Annotated in this window: 18 protein-coding genes; 11 read left to right on the top strand and 7 right to left on the bottom strand. The window is 74.5% G+C overall.

The features are described from left to right. Positions 1-95 precede the first annotated feature (95 nt). Positions 96-1,883: a condensation domain-containing protein gene (locus ABTY56_RS00780; protein ID WP_350625013.1), complete on the top strand. Its 1,788-nt coding sequence runs from the start codon at positions 96-98 to the stop codon at positions 1,881-1,883. Positions 1,884-1,971: 88 nt separating this feature from the next. Here ABTY56_RS00780 and ABTY56_RS00775 read toward each other — a convergent pair whose 3' ends face one another. Then, positions 1,972-2,637, bottom strand: a complete 666-nt coding sequence (locus ABTY56_RS00775) for a hypothetical protein (protein WP_350625011.1) — start codon at positions 2,635-2,637, stop codon at positions 1,972-1,974. 95 nt (positions 2,638-2,732) lie between these two features. Further along, on the bottom strand, positions 2,733-3,365 hold the full coding sequence (locus ABTY56_RS00770) for an RNA polymerase sigma factor (RefSeq protein ID WP_350625009.1): 633 nt from the start codon (positions 3,363-3,365) through the stop codon (positions 2,733-2,735). A gap of 245 nt (positions 3,366-3,610) precedes the next feature. Between ABTY56_RS00770 and ABTY56_RS00765 the strand changes: the two genes are divergently transcribed. The 5 genes from ABTY56_RS00765 to ABTY56_RS00745 all read left to right on the top strand — a co-directional run bounded on the left by ABTY56_RS00765 (position 3,611) and on the right by ABTY56_RS00745 (position 8,185). Next, positions 3,611-4,414, top strand: coding sequence for an SAM-dependent methyltransferase (locus tag ABTY56_RS00765; protein ID WP_350625007.1), 804 nt, complete (start codon positions 3,611-3,613; stop codon positions 4,412-4,414). A 115-nt stretch (positions 4,415-4,529) separates the two neighbouring features. Then, positions 4,530-5,450 carry a class A beta-lactamase gene (gene bla / locus ABTY56_RS00760; protein WP_350625005.1) on the top strand — a complete coding sequence of 307 codons (921 nt, stop codon included), beginning with the start codon at positions 4,530-4,532 and terminating at the stop codon, positions 5,448-5,450. Positions 5,451-5,688: 238 nt separating this feature from the next. Further along, on the top strand, positions 5,689-6,576 hold the full coding sequence (locus ABTY56_RS00755) for a DMT family transporter (RefSeq protein WP_350625003.1): 888 nt from the start codon (positions 5,689-5,691) through the stop codon (positions 6,574-6,576). Between the two features lie 78 nt (positions 6,577-6,654). Beyond that, on the top strand, positions 6,655-7,455 hold the full coding sequence (locus ABTY56_RS00750; protein ID WP_350625001.1) for an SDR family NAD(P)-dependent oxidoreductase: 801 nt from the start codon (positions 6,655-6,657) through the stop codon (positions 7,453-7,455). A 7-nt stretch (positions 7,456-7,462) separates the two neighbouring features. Further along, positions 7,463-8,185: a polysaccharide deacetylase family protein gene (locus ABTY56_RS00745; protein WP_350624999.1), complete on the top strand. Its 723-nt coding sequence runs from the start codon at positions 7,463-7,465 to the stop codon at positions 8,183-8,185. A 144-nt stretch (positions 8,186-8,329) separates the two neighbouring features. On the opposite strand, the gene ABTY56_RS00740 is transcribed toward ABTY56_RS00745, so the two are convergent. From ABTY56_RS00740 to ABTY56_RS00730, 3 genes are read right to left on the bottom strand one after another with little or no spacing between them, the layout of a single operon-like run. Then, positions 8,330-9,421 carry an MGDG synthase family glycosyltransferase gene (locus ABTY56_RS00740; RefSeq protein WP_350624997.1) on the bottom strand — a complete coding sequence of 364 codons (1,092 nt, stop codon included), beginning with the start codon at positions 9,419-9,421 and terminating at the stop codon, positions 8,330-8,332. A 13-nt stretch (positions 9,422-9,434) separates the two neighbouring features. Continuing rightward, positions 9,435-10,376 (bottom strand): NAD-dependent epimerase/dehydratase family protein, encoded by a 942-nt coding sequence (locus tag ABTY56_RS00735; RefSeq protein WP_350624995.1) that lies wholly within the window; start codon positions 10,374-10,376, stop codon positions 9,435-9,437. Positions 10,377-10,402: 26 nt separating this feature from the next. Continuing rightward, positions 10,403-11,527, bottom strand: a complete 1,125-nt coding sequence (locus tag ABTY56_RS00730; RefSeq protein WP_350624993.1) for a DegT/DnrJ/EryC1/StrS family aminotransferase — start codon at positions 11,525-11,527, stop codon at positions 10,403-10,405. A 380-nt stretch (positions 11,528-11,907) separates the two neighbouring features. Here ABTY56_RS00730 and ABTY56_RS00725 point away from each other — a divergent pair, with 380 nt between their 5' ends. From ABTY56_RS00725 to ABTY56_RS00705, 5 genes are all read left to right on the top strand, one after another. Further along, a complete protein-coding gene (locus tag ABTY56_RS00725; protein WP_350624991.1) occupies positions 11,908-14,109 on the top strand; it encodes an MMPL family transporter in 2,202 nt (733 codons plus the stop codon). Between the two features lie 99 nt (positions 14,110-14,208). Beyond that, complete coding sequence (locus ABTY56_RS00720) at positions 14,209-15,660, top strand: sensor histidine kinase (protein WP_350624989.1); 1,452 nt, start codon at positions 14,209-14,211, stop codon at positions 15,658-15,660. Then, positions 15,657-16,334: a response regulator transcription factor gene (locus tag ABTY56_RS00715; RefSeq protein WP_350624987.1), complete on the top strand. Its 678-nt coding sequence runs from the start codon at positions 15,657-15,659 to the stop codon at positions 16,332-16,334. Before ABTY56_RS00720 ends, ABTY56_RS00715 begins: the two co-directional genes overlap by 4 nt. A gap of 253 nt (positions 16,335-16,587) precedes the next feature. Continuing rightward, positions 16,588-17,238: a hypothetical protein gene (locus tag ABTY56_RS00710; protein WP_350624985.1), complete on the top strand. Its 651-nt coding sequence runs from the start codon at positions 16,588-16,590 to the stop codon at positions 17,236-17,238. Positions 17,239-17,439: 201 nt separating this feature from the next. Further along, positions 17,440-18,201: an NUDIX domain-containing protein gene (locus ABTY56_RS00705; RefSeq protein ID WP_350624983.1), complete on the top strand. Its 762-nt coding sequence runs from the start codon at positions 17,440-17,442 to the stop codon at positions 18,199-18,201. A gap of 31 nt (positions 18,202-18,232) precedes the next feature. On the opposite strand, the gene ABTY56_RS00700 is transcribed toward ABTY56_RS00705, so the two are convergent. After that, positions 18,233-19,120 (bottom strand): phosphotransferase family protein, encoded by an 888-nt coding sequence (locus tag ABTY56_RS00700; RefSeq protein WP_350625249.1) that lies wholly within the window; start codon positions 19,118-19,120, stop codon positions 18,233-18,235. 320 nt (positions 19,121-19,440) lie between these two features. Beyond that, positions 19,441-20,256 (bottom strand): SAM-dependent methyltransferase, encoded by an 816-nt coding sequence (locus tag ABTY56_RS00695; RefSeq protein WP_502893001.1) that lies wholly within the window; start codon positions 20,254-20,256, stop codon positions 19,441-19,443. Positions 20,257-20,494: the final 238 nt, after the last annotated feature.

Raw genomic sequence — 20,494 nt, 5'->3', positions numbered from 1 at the left:
GCGAGCTTTGGTCTGGACCAGTCTGCGGGTCGCTGGTAGCGTCCCGATCACACCCCCGCTGAGCCCCTCCCGGCGAGCCGAAAGGCACGTACGACGTGACTCTGCACGACCTGATTCTCCGCGAGGCGGCTCCGCGCAAGACGCCTCCGCCCGACCCGGCCGAGCCCGACCCGGCCGAGCCCGACCCGCGACCGGCCGCTGGGCAGTTCGCCGTCCGCTTCGCCGCCGCGAGCAGCGGATCCGGCCCGCTCACCCGCGGCCAGGACAACATGATCCGCTGTATCCGGAGCGACGCCCCGGAGCGGATCAACAAGGACTCCGTGTGGCCGGTGCCGCCCGGCACCTCGGTCCCGGCCGGCCTGGTGGCGCTGAGGCTGCTGGTCGAGCGACACGAGTCGCTGCGCACCTCCTTCCCGGCGGGCCCCGGCCCGGACGGCTTCCCGGTCCGCCAAGTGGTGCACCCGAGCGGGCGTTTCACCGTGACGGTGGTCGAGGCGGACGACCACGACGACGGCCGGCTGGACTCCCTGGCGGGCGAGCTGGGACGCGCCGGCGTCGCCGTCCCGCTGGACCTGGCGGTGGCGCCCCGGGTCCGGTTCACCCTGGTCGCCCGGGGTGAGCGGCTGCTCCGACTGGTGGCCGTGGTCTGCCACGCGGGCGCCGACGGCGCCGCCACCGCCGTGCTGATCCAGGACTGGTACGCCCTCGCCGCCGGAACGGAGCTGCCGCCGGTCGTGGCCCCGACGCCGCTGCGGCTCGCGGCCGCGGAGCAGAGCCGACAGGGCCGCCGCAAGGCGGCGGCCGGACTGCGGCACTGGGCCCGGGTGCTGGGCAGCGGCCCGCAGACCGTCTTCGCGGACCCGCGCGTCACCGGCCCGCCGCGCGACCACACCGCGCTGATGGTGCGCTCGACCTCGGCGGCCGACCACCTGGCCGCCGTCTGCCGCCGGGTCGGCGCCAGCCCGTCCGTCGTCCTGCTCGCCGCCTTCGCCGCGCTGGTCGCCCACCGGGCCGGCCGCCGGGGAGAACTGGTGATGTCGGCGCTCTCCGCCAACCGTCACCAGGCCGAGCTGATCGACCACGTCGGCACCCTCGCGCAGGACGCGCTGATCCTGCTGGACGCCGACGCGGCCGATCTCGACCAGCTGATCGGCCGCGCCAAGTCGGCATCGCTGAAAGCCTATTGGAACAGTGTCCTGGACGCCGAGCAGGTCTGGCAGCTGGTCGAGGACGTCGCTCATCAGCGCGGCTCCCGGTTCGCCCGCCAGGTGGTCGTGAACGACCTGAGCCTCACCGTCCCGCCGGCCGTCGCCGACGCCCAGCCGCCGCCGTCCGTCGACCCCGAGCTGACCCCGCTGCCCGGCCCACCGCTGCCGGTCCGGCTGATGCTGGCGATCCTGCGGATCACCGGCAGCCTGGACTTCGTCCTCGTCGCCTGCCCCCAGGTGCTCGACGCCGAGGAGACCGAGGGCTTCGCCCGGGCGCTGCTCGCCGTGCTCGCGGCCGCCGCCGACGGGCCGGTGCTGCTCGCCGACCTGCCCGCCGTGCTCGGCCCGCCGGCCGAACGGCTCGGCGGCGAATGGCGGCTGGTCGACGGTTCCTGGATCGACCTCGCGGCCGTCCGCGCCCTCGTGGACACCGCCGTCGGCCCCCACCGACTGTCCCTGGCCGAGGGGAGGCTGGTGGCCGAGATCGCCACCGACGATCCCGCGCTCGATCCCGCCACCGCGCACCGCGCCGTCGTCGCCGCCCTGCCGGGCCGGGACACCGCGATGGCGCCGCACCACTACGTGGTCCGGCGTGCGACGGCGGACGGCGAGGAGGTGTTGGCCGGAGACGGGCGCGACCCGGAGATCGTCGCCCGGCTGTCCGCACTCACCTGAAGGGATGATTCCGGGCGGGCGCGGGCCGCTCACTCCAACGAGTCCGCTGCGGGTACGCCACCGCGTCCGGTGCGCTCACCCCGGCGACTCAGCCCCGTGATTCCTCGCCGTCGTCGCCGAACCCCCACGGGAGGTCCCACGAGCACGCGGAGGTGGCCCCCGAGGTGAGCCCCCACGGGCTCGGGACCTCCTCCGCGTCGTCGCCCTGCAGCGGCAGCCGGTCGATCACGGCGACCAGTGCGGGCGGCAGTTGCGGTGCCAGCCCCCGGTGCACCCGGGACAGGATGTCACGCCGGACGTCCGCCGGCAGCAGCGGTCTGCCCATCCGCAACGGCCTGGGCCCGGGCGCGCGTTCAGCCATGGACAGCTGGTCCGACCAGGCCCGCCAGTAGTCGGCGTCCTCGGTCTCGCCGAGCATCAGGTGGTGCAGGTGCAGGCAGTACGCGGCCGTCCCGCTGCCCGAGCCCGCCGCGAAGCGCCACCAGAACTCGGCGCCCTCCTCCTTGCCGGTGGCGTACAGCAGCGCGCCGAACACCTCCGCCCCCTCCGGCTGGATCCGGCGCGCGTTCACCAGCAGGTCGAGCCCGCGCGAGGCGTCCGGCGCACCCAGTACCAGGGCCACCACCAGGCCCAGCTCGAAGGTGGCCTGCTCGTACTCGGACGGCAGGTGGGTCGGCGCGGCGGTCAGCCGGGCCTGGCGCACCGCCGCGATCCGCTCGGCGTGGGCGCGTTCGGGCCGGGGCACGTGGATCACCGCGCGACCCCCGCCCGCGGTGCGTGGCCCGCCCGTCGTGCCCGGTCCGCCGGTCGTGCCCGCCCCGCTCGGCGCCTCGCCCGCCCGCCGGTCGGTCACAGTTCACCCCCGCGGTCCGGGAGTTCGCCCACCCCGAGGCGGCGAGCCAGCCGTTCGCGGGCGTGCCGCAGGTTGGAGTGCACCGTCGCCACCGGACGCCCCAGGTACGCCGCGATCACCTTCACGTGCAGGCCGAGCAGATAGCGCAGGATCACCACGTCCCTTTGCCGGTCCGGGAGTTCGAGGATCGCCGCGTAGAGCCGCACCTCGTCCGCCTCGCTCTGCAGCAGCCCCTTCGCCACCTGCTTGAACGCGTTGATCACCGCCGCGAAGGTGACCGCCTCCACCTCCACCGGCTCCTCGGCGGAGACCCAGTCCGAGACGTGCCGGTTGGCCAACCGCCAGGTGTACGCGGCCGGTTCCTCGAACCGCAGCACCTGGGGCCAGCAGCGGGCCAGGTCGGCCTTCACCGCCTCGACCACCAGCGTGGCGTCGGCCCGACTGCCTATCCTGGTCAACGCGAGGGCGTGCCAGGCGGGTTCATGCGTCTCGCAGAACGCGGCGTAGGTGAGGTCCAGGCGGAGGCCGAGATCTGTGCCGAGCCCTCGGTCCGGCCCCGCCGCGCCGGTGCAGTCCACTGCCGTCCCACCCCGGTACCCGCGCACGGGGGCACCCCTGTCGATCGTCATCGAGCCTGCTTTCCGTGGCCGTCGGCTGCTCGCCAGGCCACCCGAGGGTCGGGCTGTCCGTGCCCATCCTCATTCCACCAGGCCTGTCACTCCAGGCTGCAAAGCAAATACGGATTGTCATCTCATCTGATCCGACGGCTCGTTGAATCGATCCGGCCGTGGTTGGTTCCCGGTTCCCGTGGGCAGCAATTCGATCGGTTGCGAGCAATGCGAGCGATACGGGCGATGGACCGAGGGGGAACGCGATGGGTCTCTACGACGGGGTGGACCTGCGGCTGAACGTGCCGCACTCGGCCCGGATGTACGACTACTTCCTCGGCGGCTTCACCAACTTCGCCGCCGACCGCGAGGCCGCCGGGCACGCCCTCGCCGTCGCGCCGTGGCTGCGCAGCGGCGCCCGCGCCAACCGTTCCTTCATGCACCGCTCCACCCGCGCCCTCGCCGAGGCCGGCTTCGACCAGTTCCTCGACATCGGTACGGGCATCCCCACCTCGCCCAACCTCCACGAGGTCGCCCAACGCGTCGTGCCCGGGGCCCGCGTCGTCTACGCCGACAACGACCCGATCGTCCTCTCGCACGCCCAGGCCCTGCTCACCGGCACCCCCGAGGGCCGCACCGCCTACGTCGAGGCCGACGTCACCGACGTCGCCCGGCTGCTCGCCGCCCCCGGGCTGCGGGACACCATCGACCTCGGCCGCCCCGTGGCGCTCTCCCTGAACGCCCTGCTCCACTTCGTCCCCGACGCCCGCGGCGCCTACGAACTCGTCGAGTACCTCAAATCCGTCCTCGCCCCCGGCAGCGCCCTGGTGATGACCCACGTCACCCCCGACTTCGCACCCGCGGACATCGCCGACCTGGTCCGCATCTACGAGTCCGCCGGGACTGCCGTCCAGGCCCGCACCCGGTCCGAGTTCGCACGCTTCTTCGAGGGCTGGACCCTCCTCGCCCCGGGCGTCGTCCCCACCCCCCGGTGGCGCCCGGCCCCCGACGATCCGCCCGTCTCCGCCCCGGAGGCGTCCGCGTACGCGGCGGTGGCCATCCGGTCCTGACCCGTTCGGGTCATTCCCGCCGCCGGTTTCCGCCGTTGACGAACCATCGAGGCGCGAGCCGCGTCCTGTGACTCAGGAAGCGGCTCCGGCCGCGACGTTCGGATAGAGGGGGATCATGTCCACACAGTCATCGGTAGCCCGTCACAGCCGCCGCGCCGTCCTGGGGCTCGGCTTCGGAGCAGCAGTCGCCGTCACGGCCTCGACCAGCGGTCCGGCGTACGCGGAGAGCGGATCCGATACCCACCGCTTGCTCGCCGCGCTGGAGCAGGAGCACGGCGTCCGCCTCGGAGTGTTCGCCCAGAACGTGTCGACCGGCGAGACGGTCCGCTACCGCGCGGACGAGCTGTTCCCGATCTGCTCGGTCTTCAAGACCCTCGCTGCCGCCGCCGTCCTGCGCGACCTCGACCACGACGGCGAGTTCCTCGCGCAGCGGATCCACTACACCCACGATGACATCACGAGGTCCGGCGGCGAGGACAGCTCGACGGTGACCAAGGGCCACCTGGCGGACGGCATGACCGTCGCCGAGCTCTGCAAGGCGGCCATCGACCACAGCGACAACACCGCCGGAAACCTGCTGCTCCGCGAGCTCGGCGGCCCGACCGCCGTCACCGGCTTCTGCCGCTCGATCGGCGACCGCATCACCCGCCTGGACCGCTGGGAGTCCGAGCTCAACTCGGCCGAACCGGATCGCATCACCGACACCACCACCCCGCGCGCCGTCGCCCGCACCTACCGCCGGCTCGCCCTCGGCCACGCCCTCCCGCGCGCCAAGCGCGAACAGCTCACCACCTGGCTGCGCGGCAACACGACCAGTACGAACCGGTTCCGCAAGGGCCTCCCGGCGGACTGGGCCCTCGCCGACAAGACCGGCTCCGGCCGGTACGGAACCGCCAACGACGTCGGCATCGCCTGGACCCCGTCCGGCGCGCCCGTCGTTCTCGCCGTCCTGACCACCAAGCCCGACGAGGCTGCTGTGAGGGACGAGCCCGTCGTCGCCAAGACCGCGGCGCTGCTCGCCTCCGTGCTCGGCTAGCGCGACCCGGCCCGCAGGTACCAGGGGCGGCGACAGCCCCGAGCTGTCGCCGCCCCTCGGCGGTGGGCAGCCCCTCCTCCCGGCTCGGCCTCCCCCCGGCGGAGCGCCCTCGCGGCCCCGGCCTCGCCGCCGTCCACCGGGCCCGCCCCGTACGCCCGTCCCACCCACCCGTGCGCCCCCGCCACGCCGGGGACAGACTGGTGGTGGACCGATGCTGCCCCGCGACGCTGGGAGACGCATGCTGCTGGGACTCACCACCGCGTTGGTCGCGACCGTCTGCTTCGGCTTCGGGGCGGTCTTCCAGGCGCGCGGCGCGCGGTCCGCCCCGCGGGCCGACCGGGTGCGGGCGGGGCTGCTGGCCGCGCTGGCGCGGTCGTGGCAGTTCCTGATCGGAACGCTGGTGGACATCGTCGGCTTCGTGCTCAGCATCGTCGCCCTGCGCAGCCTCCCGCTGTTCCTGGTGCAGGCCGTCACCAACGCCAGTCTGGCCGTCACCGCCCTGGCCGCCGTGTGGCTGCTGGGCGCGCGGCTGCACCGGAACGACATCGCGGGCATCCTCGCCGTCGTCGTCGGCCTGACCCTGCTGGCCCTGGGTTCGGGCAAGGAGGGCCGGAACCACGCCCCGGACGCCTTCCACTGGGCGCTGCTCGCGACCACCGCCGTCATGCTGCTGGCCACCCTCGTCCTGGTGCGCCGCAACGGCGCCGCGGCGGCGGCCGGGCTGGGCCTGCTGGCCGGGGTCGGTTTCGGGGTGACCAGCCTGGCGGTGCGGGTGATGGACGCCTCCAGCCTGGTCGCCATCCTGACCGATCCGGCCACCTACGCCCTGGCCGTCGGCGGTCTCGGCGGCTACCTCGCGTACGCACTGGCCCTGCAGCGGGGCACGGTGACGGCCGCGACCGCCGCCGGGACGGTCGCCGAGACCTTCGGCCCGGCCCTGGTCGGCGTGGCGGCGCTCGGTGACGCCGCACGCCCCGGCTTCGAGTGGTGCGCGCTGACGGGCTTCGCGGTGGCGGTGGGCGGCACCTTCCTGCTCTCCCGCTTCGGTGAACTGGAGGGCCAGTCGGCCGAGCTGTCGAGGCCGCACCCGGGCGCCGAGGCGGAGCCGGCCGTCCCGCCCCGGTAGCCCGGGCGGCTCCGCCGTGCGAAGGTGACTTGCCGGACAAATCGGACGGCAAAACGGCCTCAGAGCGGCAGGTGCGCGATGGCGGAGGAACCCCGATCGGAACCCCACCCCGGATCCCGGCGGGCGGCGTCGCCCGAGCGTCCCGTCGCGCTGATCACCGGGGCCTCCTCGGGGATCGGCCTCGCCACCGCCACCCGACTGGCCGAGGCGGGCTGGCACACCCTGCTCTCCGGCACCGACCGCACCCGCCTCGACGAGGTCGCCGACCGCACCGGCGGCCTGGCCCTGCCCGAGGACCTGAGCAAGCCGGACGGTCCGCGCCGCCTCGCCGAGGCCGCCCTGGCCGAGGCCGGCCGGGTGGACGCCCTGGTCGCGAGCGCGGGCCTCGGCTGGCGCGGCCCGTTCGCGGAGACCCCCTCCGACACCCTGGACCGGATGATCGAGGTCAACTTCGCCGCCACGCTGCGCCTGGTCCGCCTCCTCCTGCCCGGCATGCTGGAGCGCCGCCACGGCCGGATCGTGCTGCTCGGCTCGATGGCCGGGCAGGTCGGCGTGCGCGACGAGTCGGGCTACGCGGCCACCAAGGGCGGGCTGACGATGTTCGCGGAGAGCCTCTGGTACGAGCTGCGCGGGACGGGCGTGGGGGTGCGGCTGGTCCTCCCGGGCGCGGTGGACACCCCGTTCTTCGACCGGCGCGGCACGCCGTACCAGCGGGAGCGGCCGCGCCCCGTCTCGGCGGAGCGGGTCGCGGACACCGTCGTCGCGACCATCAGCACCGAGCGCGACCGCCTCTACGTGCCCCACTGGCTGGGCTTCCCGGCCCGCATCCACGGCGTCGCACCGGGCGTGTTCCGCCGGATGGCCTCCCGCTTCGGGTGAGCCCGGGGTGACCGTCGCGACCGGAGCCCTCGCCGCCGCGGCCGCCGTGGAGTTCCTGCACCTCGCCCCCGCCGCCGTCCGGCTCCCCCCGCTGCGCCGCACCCTGGCCCGGCGCACGGCCGGCCACGGCACCGCCCCGGGCCACGTCGCCCTGACCTTCGACGACGGCCCCGACCCGCGCAGCACCCCGTACGTCCTCGACGCGCTGGACGAACTCGGCGTCCGCGCCACCTTCTTCCTGCTCGGCGCGATGCTGGAACGCGCCCCCGAACTCGGCGCCGAGCTGGTGCGGCGCGGCCACGAGGCCGCCGTCCACGGCTGGTTCCACCGGCAGCAGTGGTACCCGGCCCCCGCGCGCGACCTGCGCGAACTGCGCCGCGCCGGCGAGGCGGTGACCGACCTCTGCGGAGTCCGCCCGCTCTGGTACCGCCCGCCGTACGGCGTCCTGACGGCCGGTCCGGCCCTGGCCGCCCGCCGCCTCGGTCTGCGCAGCGTGCTGTGGACCGCCTGGGGCCGCGACTGGACGGCGGACGCCACCGGGGCCTCCGTCTACGCGACCGCCCGCCCCGGCCTGACCGGCGGCGCGACCCTCCTGCTGCACGACTCCGACTGCACCTCCGCCCCCGGCTCCTGGCGTGCCACCCTGGCCGCCCTGCCCCTGATCGCCGCCCACTGCGGCGCCCGCCACCTCACCCTCGGCCCCCTCCGCGACCACGGGGTGCCGTGCTGAACGGACCGGAAGGCTCCGCCCCGCCGGTCCGGACCGGCCCGGTGGTCGGGGGCGGTCGCCCCGGTGGTCGGGGTCGCTCCGGCGCGAAGGGGGCCACAGCGCGTCCGCCCCGTCCCGCAGGGTCCGCGTCCCGGGCGGATCCCGCTATCCCAGCCCCACCCGGCGCAGGGCTTCCCCGAATCCGGTGCGCCAGCCCTCCGGGGTGGCGCCGGTCGAGGGGGCGGGGGAGGGGCGCTTCAGTGCCGCGAGGGCGTTGCGGACGACCTCGGCCGGGCGGGCCGAGGTGACGTCGGCGTGGCCGAGTTCGAGCTCGTGCTGGAGGTTGTCGCGCCCGTGACCCTGGACCACGTCGAGGAGCAGCAGTCGTCGGCCGAGCGCGCGCGCCTCGCTGCAGGTGTCGCCGGAGCTGGTGACGACGAGGTCGGCGGCGGTCATCAGCGTGGGGACCCGGTCGGTGTAGCCGAACGGGTGCAGCCGGGGTTCCCGGCGGGCGGCGGCGCGCAGCCGGCGCTCCAGTTCCCGGTTGCGCCCGGCCACCGCGAGCACGTGCGGCCCGGCGGCGGCGAGGGAGGCGGCGGTGCGGGCGAGCGGCCCGAGCCCCCAGGAGCCGGACATCAGCAGCACGCACCGGGCGTCCGCCGGCACGCCCAGTCCTGCGCGGGCCCCGGCCCGTTCCGGCGGGTGGTAGAACGGCTGCCGCAGCGGCGCCGGCACGACGGCGATGTCGGCGTCCGGCCGGTAGCGCCGCACCGCGCAGGCGGCGACCTCCGAGGTGACCAGGAACAGGTCCGTGCCCTCCTGCACCCAGAGCCGGTGCGGCGTCACGTCGGTGCAGAACACGAAGTGCCGGAACTCCCGCCCCTGCCCCCACTCCTGCAGCCGGTTGACCGCCGAGGTCGCGGTCGCGAACACCGAGACCACCAGCTGCGGCCGTTGTGCCTCGACCAGCTTCCGCAGCGCCGGGACGAGCCGGGTGCGGGCGGCCGCGTCGGCGAGCAGCGCGAGCCGCGCGCCGGGCCGCAGCGCCGAGAAGTGGAAGGCGTCGTACACCCCGGGCAGGTCGAGCAGCCGGCGGAAGACGGCCTCGCCAGCCGCGCCCGAGCGTTCGCCGAGCAGGGCCATCGCGTCGACGGTGTCGGTGGTCCAGCCGCGTTCCCGCAGGGTGTCCGCGCAGGCCTGGGCCATCACGTCGTGGCCCTGGCCGAGCGAGCCGGAGATCAGCAGGGCGTGCGGCATCGGGCGGCCCCGGTCAGGTGGCGGTGGACGCGGCGGCGGCCCGGTACCAGTCGGCATACCGCCGCACGCCCTCGGCGAAGTTGGTCCGCGGGGACCACCCGAGCAGCCGCTTGGCCTGGGCGGAGGAGATCCGCCGCCCGGTGTAGTCGGCCTTCCGGCCGCCGATGTGCTCGATGCTGACGGGCCCGAGCAGGTCGTCGACGGTGTCGGCGATGTCGCGCACGGACACGGCGGTGGATCCTTCCAGGGCGAAGGTCTGGTCCTCGGCGGCGGGGGAGAGGGCGCGCACGTGGGCGTCGGCGAGGTCCTCGACGTAGACGAAGTTGCGGCTCTGCCGCCCGTCGCCGGCGATGGTGATCGGCCGTCCGGCCAGCGCGGCCTGGACGAACCGGGCGACGACCAGTTCGTCGCGCATCCGGGGCCCGTACGGGATGCCGTAGCGCAGGATGGTGAAGTGCTGCCCGTACAGCTCGCGGTAGCTGTGCACGAGCATCTCGGCGGAGAGCTTGGTGGCCACGTACAGGTGGCCGCTGTGCTCCAGCTCGATCGGTACGTGCTCGTCCAGCTCCTGCTCCTCGCCGCCGAGCTGCTCGCCGGCGAGGGCGGCGCCGTAGACCCAGACGGTGCTCGCGAGCACGGTCCGGCTGAGCCCGCTGCGCCGGGCGGCCTCCAAGACGGCCTCGGTGCCGTCGATGTTGGTCCGCACGGCGCGGACCGGGTCGGCGGAGACCTGTTCGACGTCGGCCATCGCGGCGAGGTGGTAGACCACCTCGCTGCCCGCCAGCGCGGAGGTGAGGGCCTTCAGGTCGAGGACGTCGATCCGCGCGTGCTCGGCGTCGGGGTTGAGGTACTGGTCGGTGGTGTCCACCGCGAGGACGTCGTGGCCGGCCGCGATGAGGTGGTCCACGACGTGTGAACCGATGAATCCGCAGCCCCCGGTGACGGCTATCCGCACGTTCTTGCTCCCTTCGCTCCGGCCGGCTAACCGACCAGCTGCCGGTACACGGCCGAGACGGCCTCGATGACCTGCTCCGTCTCGTCCTCCGTCATGTCGGAGTGCACCGGCAGGCAGACCTGCCGGGCGCAGAGGTCCTCGGCGACGGGCAGCGGCCCGCGCCGGTACGGGGCGAGCACCGGCTGGAGGTGCAGCGGCAGGTCGTAGACCTCGCCGGACAGCCGCACGCCGTGCTCCTCGGCGACCGCCCGCTTGAACGCCGCGCGGTCGGCGCCGGCCGGCAGCAGCGCCACGTACTTGTAGTAGTTGCCGCGGCAGCCGGGCGGTTCGAGCACCGGTTCCAGGCCGTCCAGCCCGGCCAGCGCCGCGTCGTAGCGGCGGGCCACGGCCCGGCGGGTCTCGATGAACTCCTTGAGCCGGCGCAGGTGCACCGCGCCGACCGCGGCGTGGAGCTCGCTCATCCGCCAGGAGTAGCCGAGCAGCACGTGGTGGTTGGTGGTGAAGGAGCCCTTGCCCTGGTCGCGGTAGATCCGGGCCTCGTCGCGCAGCTCCGGCGACTCGGTGAGGATCATGCCGCCCTCGCCGCTGGTGGTGACCTTCGTCGGGTAGAAGGAGAAGGCCCCGGCCAGCCCGAAGGTTCCGGCGGCGCGCCCGCCGACGCTGCTGCCGTGGGCGTGCGCGGCGTCCTCGACCAGCGGGATGCCGCGCTGGTCGCAGAGCGCGCGCAGGGCGTCGACCCGCGGGGTGACGAGGCCGCCGATGTGCACCAGGACGACGGCGGCGGTGTCCGGGGTGAGGGCCGCCGCGAGGGTGTCGGGGGAGAGCGCGAGGGTGGCCGGGTCGACGTCGGCGAACACCGGGCGCCCGCCCGCGTGGACCACCGCGCCGGCCGTCGCGTAGAAGCTGACGGCGGGAACGACCACGTCGCGGTCCCGGACGTCGACGGTGCGCAGGATCACCTCCAGCGCCGCCGTGCCGGTGCTCACCGCGACGGCGTGCGAGGCGCCGTGCTCGGCGGCGAAGGCCTGCTCGAAGCGTTCGGTCCAGGGACCGAGGGTGAGCGCGCCGGTGGTGAGCATCTCGGTCACCGCCTCGGCGACGGCCGCGCGGTCGCTCTCGTCGAACACGATGCGGGCGGCTGGAACGCCCATGGGGCACCTCCGGCGGCTGGCTGCGGAAGCAGCACCGATCAGGTCGAATCCTCCCGAACCGCACGAACAGCGGTCGGGCCAGGCACATCACGCTACTTCGCCCGGCCGGGTCACGGCCCGTCGTCGCCGCCCGCACGGGTGACCCGACTGCTTCCTCCGCAGGTAGGAGGGCTACTCCCGACGCCGGGCGTGCGCTCCTCCGTACGGGGGAGGGCCGTACTGCGTCCGCAGTACGCAAACGGCCTGCGCAGGGACGACGACGGAGCAGGGGTCGGCGATCAAGGATTGGTCACGCTGCGGCGGACCTCGCCCTCGGGGGGCGTACGGCCCGCCCGCACGCGCCCTGTACCGAGCACCGCACCGAAGGAGTCCGCTCTCCCGTGGCCACGTTCCTCTACCGCCTGGGCCGATGGGCCTTCGTCCGGCGCCGGCTGGTGACCCTGCTCTGGGTCGCCGTGCTGGCGGTCGTCGGAGTCCTGGCGGCCAAGGCGCCCGCCGCACCCGACGACGGCTTCTCGATGCCGGGCACGGAAGCGCAGCAGGCCTTCGACCTCATGAACGAGCGCTTCCCCGGCGGCCACGCCGACGGCGCCTCGGCCCGGCTGGTGTTCGTCGCGCCCACCGGGCAGAAGATCACGGCCGCCCCCAACCAGCAGACGGTCGAGCGGACGGTCGACGAGCTCGCGCACGCCGAGCAGGTCACCGGGGCGGTCAGTCCGTTCAAGGCGGGCGCGGTCTCCAAGGACGGCACCACCGCGTACGCCACGGTCAGCTACTCCGCCAAGGCGGGCGAGCTGTCCAAGGGCGCCACGGCCGCCCTGGAGCAGGCCGCCCAGCACGGCCGGGACGCCGGGCTCAAGGTCGAGGTCGGCGGCAACGCGCTGATGGCCAAGCCCGACGCGGGCGGCAGCAGCGAGGCGATCGGCATGGCGCTGTCCGCCGTCGTCCTGGTGATCACCTTCGGCTCGCTGGTCGCGGCCGGGCTGCCGCTGCTCACGGCGGTCATCGGCGTCGGCCTCGGCATGTCGCTGATCACCGCGCTCGGCAGCACCCTCGGCCTGTCCGGCACCACCGGCACCCTCGCCATGATGCTCGGCCTCGCGGTCGGCATCGACTACGCGGTGTTCATCGTCTCCCGCTACCGGGCCGAGCTGACCGAGGGCCGGACACCGCAGGAGGCGGCCGGCCGGGCCGTCGGCACCGCCGGCTCCGCCGTGGTGTTCGCCGGCCTCACCGTGGTGATCGCCCTCGCCGGGCTCTCCGTGGTCGGCATCCCGATGCTGGCCAAGATGGGCATGGCCGCCGCCGGGACGGTCGTCATCGCCGTGCTGGTCGCGCTCACCCTGGTCCCGGCGCTGCTCGGCTTCATCGGCCGCAAGGTGCTGCCGCGCAAGGTCCGCAAGGCCCGCGGCGACGCCGACCGGGCGTCGACGAAGGAGAACGGCGGCTCCCGCTGGGCGCGGTTCGTGCTGCGCCGCCCGCTCGCCGTGCTGCTCGGCGGCGTGATCGGCCTCGGCGTCCTCGCTGCCCCCGCGCTCGACCTGCGGCTCGGCCTGCCCGGCGACGAGGCCAAGCCCACCTCCACCACCCAACGCCGCGCCTACGACCTGCTCTCCGAGGGCTTCGGCCCCGGCTTCAACGGCCCGCTGACCGTCCTGGTGGACGCCAAGGGCGTCGCCGACCCGAAGGCCGCAGCGAACGAGGTGTCCAAGAAGCTCTCCGGCCTGCAGGGCGTCGTCACCGTGACGCCGCCGATGTTCAACAAGGCCGGTGACACGGCCCTGCTCAACGCGATACCGGCGACCGGCCCGAGCGAGGCCGCGACCAAGGACCTCGTGCACACCATCCGCGGCGACGCGGCCGCCCTGAAGTCGGCCACCGGCGCGACGGTCCTGGTCAGCGGTACGACGGCGATGAACATCGACGTCTCGCAGAAGCTCACGGACGCTCTGGTGCCCTACCTCGCCGTGGTCGTCGGCCTCGCCGTCCTGTTGCTGCTGGTGGTCTTCCGCTCCGTGCTCGTCCCGCTGAAGGCGGCGCTCGGATTCCTGCTCTCGGTGGCCGCCGCCCTGGGCGCCGTGGTCGCGGTCTTCCAGTGGGGCTGGCTGGCCGACCTGATCGGCGTGGAGCAGACCGGCCCGGTGATGAGCATGATGCCGATCTTCATGATCGGCGTGGTCTTCGGCCTCGCCATGGACTACGAGGTGTTCCTGGTCACCCGGATCCGGGAGGCCTTCGTCCACGGCGAGCAGCCCGGCGAGGCGATCGTCACCGGCTTCCGGCACAACGCCCGGGTGGTCACCGCCGCGGCCTTCATCATGATCGCCGTCTTCGCGGGCTTCATCGGGATGAGCGAGCCGATGATCAAGATGATGGGCCTCGGGCTCGCCGCAGCCGTCGCGTTCGACGCGTTCGTGGTCCGGATGACCATCGTCCCGGCCGTCCTCGCCCTGCTCGGCCGCCGCGCCTGGTGGCTGCCGCGCCGGCTCGACCGGCTGGTGCCGGACGTGGACGTCGAGGGCAGCAAGCTGCAGACGCCCGCCGCCGAACCCGCCCCGGCCCGGGAGCCGGTCACGGTCTAGCCGGGCCGAGATCCGCACGCCCGACCGATTACCGTTGCACTCAGGGGCCGTCGCCGCTCGCGCCGACGGCCCCTGACTCGCGACCCGGAGACCAGCACCATGACCACCACCTGGCAGCGCCTGCGCCGGAACCACCCCCGACGATTCGACGTGATCGGCGGCGCCGTCCTGATCACGCTCGTCGGAATCGGCGCCACGATCGACCAGACCGGCCACATCAGCAGCCTGGAACCCGTCTCCGGACTCCTCGGGCTGGTCTCCGCGATCGCCCTGTTCGCCCACCGCCGCCACCCCCGTACGGTCACCGCCGTCACCCTGACCTGCACCGTCGTGCTCGCGTTCACCAGCCCCCGGCTGACCGTCGCGCTGGCCGCCCCGCTGCTCTGCGCCCTCTACTTCCTGGCCGTTCGCACCGACCGCGCCACCGCGCTGCGCGCCTCCATCGGCAGCGCCGTCCTGCTCACCGGGATCGCACTGTCCGTCGGCACCGGCGGCTCCCTCGGCGAACGGCTCGGCGTCCTCGCCTGGGCCCTGCTGCCCGGCGCCCTCGGCGACTCCATCCGCAACCGCCGCGCCCACCTCGCGGCCATCGAGGAGCGCGCCGAACGGGCCGAGCGCACCCGCGAGGAGGAGGCCCGCCGCCGGGTCGCCGACGAGCGGATCCGGATCGCCCGCGACCTGCACGACGTGGTCGCCCACCACATCGCCCTCGCCAACGCCCAGGCCGGCATCGCCCTCCACCTCATGGACAGCCACCCGGTCCAGGCCCGCGAGGTGCTCAGCCACATCACCGACGCCACCGGCTCGGCCCTGCAGGAGCTGCGGGCCACCGTAGGCCTGCTGCGCCGCGCCGAGGAGCCCGCCCCACTCGAACCCACCCCGGGACTCGACCGGCTGCCCGAGCTGCTCGGCTCCTTCGAACGGGCCGGGCTGCCGGTCCGGCTCACCGTCCGCGGTGAGGCCCGGCCGCTGTCGCCCGGCGTCGACCTCACCGCCTTCCGGATCGTCCAGGAGTCGCTGACCAACGTCGCCAAGCACGCCCACGGCGCCGACGCCGAGGTCACCCTCGCCTACAGCGAGAGCCGGATGTCGGTCAGCGTCGCCAACGGGCGCCCGACCGCGACCGGACGCCCCCGCGCCGCGCTGCTGCCCCAGCCCGCCCCGGGCGAGAGCGGCTTCGGCCTGATCGGCATGCGCGAGCGGGCCGGCGCGGTCGGCGGCCGGCTCGCCGCCGACGAGCGGCCCGACGGCGGCTTCCTGGTCACCGCCGAGCTGCCGCTGCGCACCGGCGCCCGCGACGACGGCCCCGCCCAGGCCGTTGCGGCCGGAGCCCGCGGAACCGGAGCCCGCGTCACCGGAGCCGGCGAAACCGGAGCGCCGGGCGCCGGAACGTCGGGGGCCGGTGGACAGGAACGCGCCGTTCGGGGGAGCGGTGGCACACCCTTCTGTGGCCCCCGGGGCGCCCGCGCCGCCCGTACGCACGATCCCGAAGGACAGGACCGCGCCGCCCGGCAGGGCCGCGCCGTTCGAGAGGACAGGGAGCACGCATGACCATCCGGGTACTGCTCGCCGACGACCAGGCCCTGCTGCGCGGCGCCTTCCGCGTGCTGATCGACGCGGAGGAGGACATGGAGGTGGTGGGCGAGGCCGCCGACGGGCGCGAGGCCGTCGAGCTCGCCCGGGCGACCAGGCCCGACATCGTCCTGATGGACATCCGGATGCCCGGTGGCGACGGCCTCGGCGCCACCGCCGCGATCTGCGGCGACGAGGACCTGTCCGGCACCCGGGTACTCATCCTCACCACCTTCGAGATCGACGAGTACGTCGCGCAGGCGCTGCGCGCGGGCGCCGGCGGCTTCCTCGGCAAGGGCGCCGACCCGAAGGAACTGCTCGCCGCCGTCCGGACCGTCGCGGCCGGTGACGCCCTGCTCTCGCCCGCCGCCACCCGGGCCGTGATCGACCAGCTGCTGGCCCAGCCGGACCCGGGCACCGGCGGTCCGACGAGGGAACGGCTCGCCGTCCTCACCGCCCGCGAGCGCGAGGTGATGTCGATGGCCGCCACCGGCCTCACCAACGAGGAGATAGCCGAGCGCATGGTCGTCAGCCCCTTCACCGTCCGCACCCACGTGCACCGGGCGATGTCCAAGCTCGACGCCCGCGACCGCGCCCAACTCGTCGCGATCGCCTACCAGTCCGGTCTCGTCCCGCCCGGCCGGCCGTCCTGAGCCGTCCGTCCTGAGCCCTTCGCCTGAGCCCTTCGCCTGAGCCCGTCCGTCCTGAGCCCGGCGCCTCCGGCCCTCCGGGCTTTCCCGGCGGATCAGGACCGGCCGACTCGCGCCGTTTGGGCCGGTTGAGGACTGAGTGTTCGTCAAAATTCAGCGCCGGAAACCGATCAAGTTCCGGGCCTGGCCGAAAACGACCTCCGAACTGGTGTATCGGCGAGTAGTCTGCCGATGACTCAGAATGAGGAGGATGTTCGTGGAAACCAAGGACACGGCCGGCGAGGTGCGGATTCTCCAGCCGTTGCCCGGGCGTACGGCGGACGAATCGCAGGCGTTCGACCTTCGGCTCGCACGTTTGCTCCGCCTGATCGGGACCGAGGTCGCGGTCGGCCCCGACTACCAGAGCGCGGCCCGGTGGGAGGTCCACAAGGCGGTCGCCGGGCGGTCCGAACTGCCCGAGGAGTACTTCGAGGCACTGCTGGAGGCGGCGGTCCACGACCCCAACCCGAGCTTCAACCGGCGCTTCGTCGAGCCGGCCCTGCTCGCCTTCGGGCAGCGCCGGGTCCGCCTCGCCCTGCTCGGCTACCTGCGCACCGGCACCAACCCCGAGCGGGCGGGCGCCGCGCGGGCCTGGTACTGGACGGCCCTGTCGATCGGGGACGGCAGCAACGGCGCCGCCGCCGACGAGGGCGCGAGCGTCCGGGACACCTGGTACGAGACCGCGCTGCGGGAGTTCGTCGCCAACGAGGACCTGGACGTCCGCCGCTGCATCCTCCCCGGCCTCCCACTGGTGCCGCGCGCCTACCCGGCGGAGCTGCACGGCCTGGTCGAGGCGGCGGTCGCGATCGCCCGCTCGCACCCCGACGAGTACATCCGGCACCGCGCCGAGATCCAGGTCGGCCTCTGACCCTCGGGCGCCCGCGCTCCGGGCGCACGCCTCGACGTGTGTGCCCGGAGCGGGATTTCCCACCGGCCGATCAATTCGCCCACGATTCGGCGAATCGCGCGCCAACTGGCTTTCTCCGCCCACCGATTCATGAGCTTGTCGTCCGGTCATGACAATTCCGATCGGCCGCCACCGATCCCGGGGCCCTGCCACCATGGCGGGATGACCGAAGACCTGAAGCCCGAGGCCGCGACGACCGGGCCCGTCGACGTCGAACTCCTCGAACCCGCCGGTATCCGCCTGCTCGAAACCCCCGCACCTCCCCTCCCGGAGACGGAGCGGGCCGCGATGGACCGCGCCTGGGGGCAGGCCGTCCGGTCCAACCCCGGGCTCTTCGACGGCCCGGTCGTCGCCTGCACCGGCCTCGTGCAGGACGGCCCCGACACGCTCGTCGTCCACTGGGCGCGCATCGGCTACCGCCGCTTCGCCCTGCGCCTCGTCCCGGGCGCCACCGGCCGGGTGAGCTCGCTGTACGTCGCCGTCGTCCAACCCGCCGACGACGGCCGGATCCTGGTCGGCCGGATGGCCGGCCCGACCGCCCGCCCCGGCCGCTGGGGCCTGCCGGGCGGCTGCGTCGAACCGCCCCCGCTCAGCGACCCGCTCGACCCGCCCGCGCTGCGCCGCCACGCCGCCCGCGAACTCGTCGAGGAGACCGGCGTGTTCACGCCCCCGGAACGACTCACCCGCTGGCTGCTCGTCCGCGGCGAGCACGGAAGCGTCGGCGTCCTCCATCTCGCCCCACCCCGCCCCGCCCGGGAACTGGCCGAGCGACACGCGGAGTTGTGCGCCGCCCACCGGTCACTCGGCGCGGAGCCCGAGTTCGACCGGATCGCCCTGATCGGTTCCCCGGCCGAGGCCGCCGCCCTCCCCGGCCCGCACGCGGACCACCTCGGGCCGGTGCTGCGCCGCCTCTTCGCCGGCTGAGCGCTTCGAGCCGACGCCGGGACACGGCACGTCACAGCAGGGCCAGCGCCTGCCGGAGGTTGTGCTCGGCGATGCCGGCCATGGCCTGCCGGTCGGGGAAGTCACCGTCGAGCAGGCGCAGCGGGCCCGCCGTCAGCGACAGGCGTTGCGCGAGGGCGTAGAACGCGAGCCGGTCCTCGTCGAGTCCGTCCACCGCCAGGGGCCGGTAGGCGTCGTGGAAGCGGATCCGCAGGAAGACGTGCTCCCACTCGGCGTCAAAGTACATCGTGCCTTCGACGTCGATCACCACCGGCTGCCCGGCCGTGCCCACCAGGACGTGGTCGGGCCCGAGTTCGCCGTGCACCACCGCGTACTCCGCGCGTGGCCGCACGGCCGCCGCCAGGTCGTGCAGCCGCTCCTCCAGCCGGCTGCGGGCGCGGGCGATCCGTCGGTCCCGCGCTGCCGCCTCGGCGAGGTCCCGCAACGCGCGGTCCAGGACGACCCCCTCGCAGGACGGCCCGTGTGAGGCGCCCCCGCCGTCGATCACGGCCACCTTGCCGTACCCGGGCGCCCGGTGACTCCGCATCGCCTCCAGCGCCTCGCCGAGCCTGGTCAGGACCGGGGCGGCGGCGCGCGGATCGCGTGCGAGCAACTCCTCCAGGTTCCCGCCCCGGACGTCTTCGACGATCGCCAGTCCGGCCGGGCCGTGGACGCCGTCGGGGGCGCCGTCGGGGTCGCGGTCGAGCAGGCGGATCGCCGGGACACGGACCCCGAGCGCGTCCAGCCGTGCGTGCGCGGCCTCGAACAGGTCGAGCCCGAGACCGGGTGAGAACGGGTCGGTGAGGTCATCGTCCCCTTCGGCCGCCGGCCAGTAGTTCTCGGCGTCGCTCCACCGGTAGGCGATCGCCGTCGTGGCGTCGTCCATCACCAGGCGGTACACGCCCTTCTTGCTGCCGCCCGCGAGCCGCTCGACGGCCGCCAGCCGCCGCCCTCCGCCCAGCGCGGCCCGCGCCGCACCCGCCAACTGCTCGGGCCCGACCGCCCCGTGTGCCACCACGTTCCGAACCACCCTCTCCACGACCACGATCCGCGCACGGTACGGGAGCTCCGGCGCGGAGGCGAACGGGATTCCGCAGCCACCGCGGCCCGGCAGCCACTGCGGCCCGGCAGGCGCGCGCCGGAGCAGGACGGTGGCCGACACCTGCAGCGCGCGGTCCACCGGCGGAGCCCGGTCGGACGGGGCCGACGCCCACCCCGGGCTCAGGGCTTGCGGGCCACCGCCCCGTACATGCTCACGTGGTCGGCGCCCGGGGCGGGCGGGGTGTCTGGGCGCCAGAGCGGGACGGTGACCACGCCCGGGTCGAGCAGGTCGAGGCCGTCGAAGAAGGTCCGTACCTCGGCGCGGGTGCGGCCGACGAGGGGGGCGGTGGCCTTGTCGTAGACACCGGTGACGCGGTCGCGGACCACGGCCGGGATGAAGTCCGCGGTGCCGTGCGAGAGGACCAGGTGGCTGCCGGAGGGCAGGGCGTCCAGCAGGGTGGCGACGGCCCGGTACGGCTCGTCCTCGTCGCGCAGGAAGTGCAGGACGGCCGCGAGGACCAGCCCGACCGGCCGGGAGAGGTCGAGCAGGTCCACCGCGCGGACGGCGTCCAGCAGCGCGGCGGGCTGCCGCAGGTCGGCCTGGATGACGGTGGTGCGGCCGTGGCCGGAGCCGGCCATCAGGGCGCGGGCGTGGCTGAGGACGATCGGGTCGTTGTCGACGTAGGCGACGCGGGCGCCCGGGTCGGCCGTCCGGGCGATCTCGTGGGTGTTGCCGACCGTCGGGATGCCGGTGCCGATGTCGAGGAACTGGTCGATGCCGAGGTCGGCGACGCAGCGCACCGCGCGGGTGAGGAAGCCCCGGTTGGCCCGGGCGGTGGACCGGAACTCGGGGTTGGCGGCGAGCGCCTTCTCGGCGGCGGCGCGGTCGGCGGGGAAGTTGTCCTTCCCGCCGAGGTAGTAGTCGTACATCCGGGCGGGGTGCGGGACGTCGGGCCGCAGGTCGGCCGGGTGCCCGACCCCGTCGGGCCCCCACATGGACTCGTATCCCACGGCTGTTGCCCCCTCCACCCGGAACTCCGCCCGCAAGAATCTGATGATCGACTCGCGGTCTTGCCGGCGGCCAGCCTAAAGCCCAGGTCATGGCTCCGGCGCCGGTTGGTCGGGTCACCCCCGTATGTCCCTTTCGTCTCACCGCGCCGCAGCGCGGCCGACCGTTCACGCCACGGAACCGGCCGCGTGCCCCGCTCGCGCCCGGGAGCCCGCCGCGCGCGGT

This window comes from Kitasatospora sp. NPDC097691, from assembly GCF_040302665.1.
In the GTDB taxonomy this organism is placed as follows: domain Bacteria; phylum Actinomycetota; class Actinomycetes; order Streptomycetales; family Streptomycetaceae; genus Kitasatospora.
This window is presented reverse-complemented; position numbering and strand designations above follow the sequence as displayed.

Coding starts and splice junctions, on each gene's coding strand:
- ABTY56_RS00770 (WP_350625009.1), bottom strand. CDS start 3,365: ATGACGATCGACAGGGGTGCCCCCGTGCGCGGGTACCGGGGTGGGACG.
- ABTY56_RS00765 (WP_350625007.1), top strand. CDS start 3,611: ATGGGTCTCTACGACGGGGTGGACCTGCGGCTGAACGTGCCGCACTCG.
- bla (WP_350625005.1), top strand. CDS start 4,530: ATGTCCACACAGTCATCGGTAGCCCGTCACAGCCGCCGCGCCGTCCTG.
- ABTY56_RS00755 (WP_350625003.1), top strand. CDS start 5,689: ATGCTGCTGGGACTCACCACCGCGTTGGTCGCGACCGTCTGCTTCGGC.
- ABTY56_RS00750 (WP_350625001.1), top strand. CDS start 6,655: ATGGCGGAGGAACCCCGATCGGAACCCCACCCCGGATCCCGGCGGGCG.
- ABTY56_RS00740 (WP_350624997.1), bottom strand. CDS start 9,421: ATGCCGCACGCCCTGCTGATCTCCGGCTCGCTCGGCCAGGGCCACGAC.
- ABTY56_RS00730 (WP_350624993.1), bottom strand. CDS start 11,527: ATGGGCGTTCCAGCCGCCCGCATCGTGTTCGACGAGAGCGACCGCGCG.
- ABTY56_RS00720 (WP_350624989.1), top strand. CDS start 14,209: ATGACCACCACCTGGCAGCGCCTGCGCCGGAACCACCCCCGACGATTC.
- ABTY56_RS00715 (WP_350624987.1), top strand. CDS start 15,657: ATGACCATCCGGGTACTGCTCGCCGACGACCAGGCCCTGCTGCGCGGC.
- ABTY56_RS00705 (WP_350624983.1), top strand. CDS start 17,440: ATGACCGAAGACCTGAAGCCCGAGGCCGCGACGACCGGGCCCGTCGAC.
- ABTY56_RS00695 (WP_502893001.1), bottom strand. CDS start 20,256: ATGTGGGGGCCCGACGGGGTCGGGCACCCGGCCGACCTGCGGCCCGAC.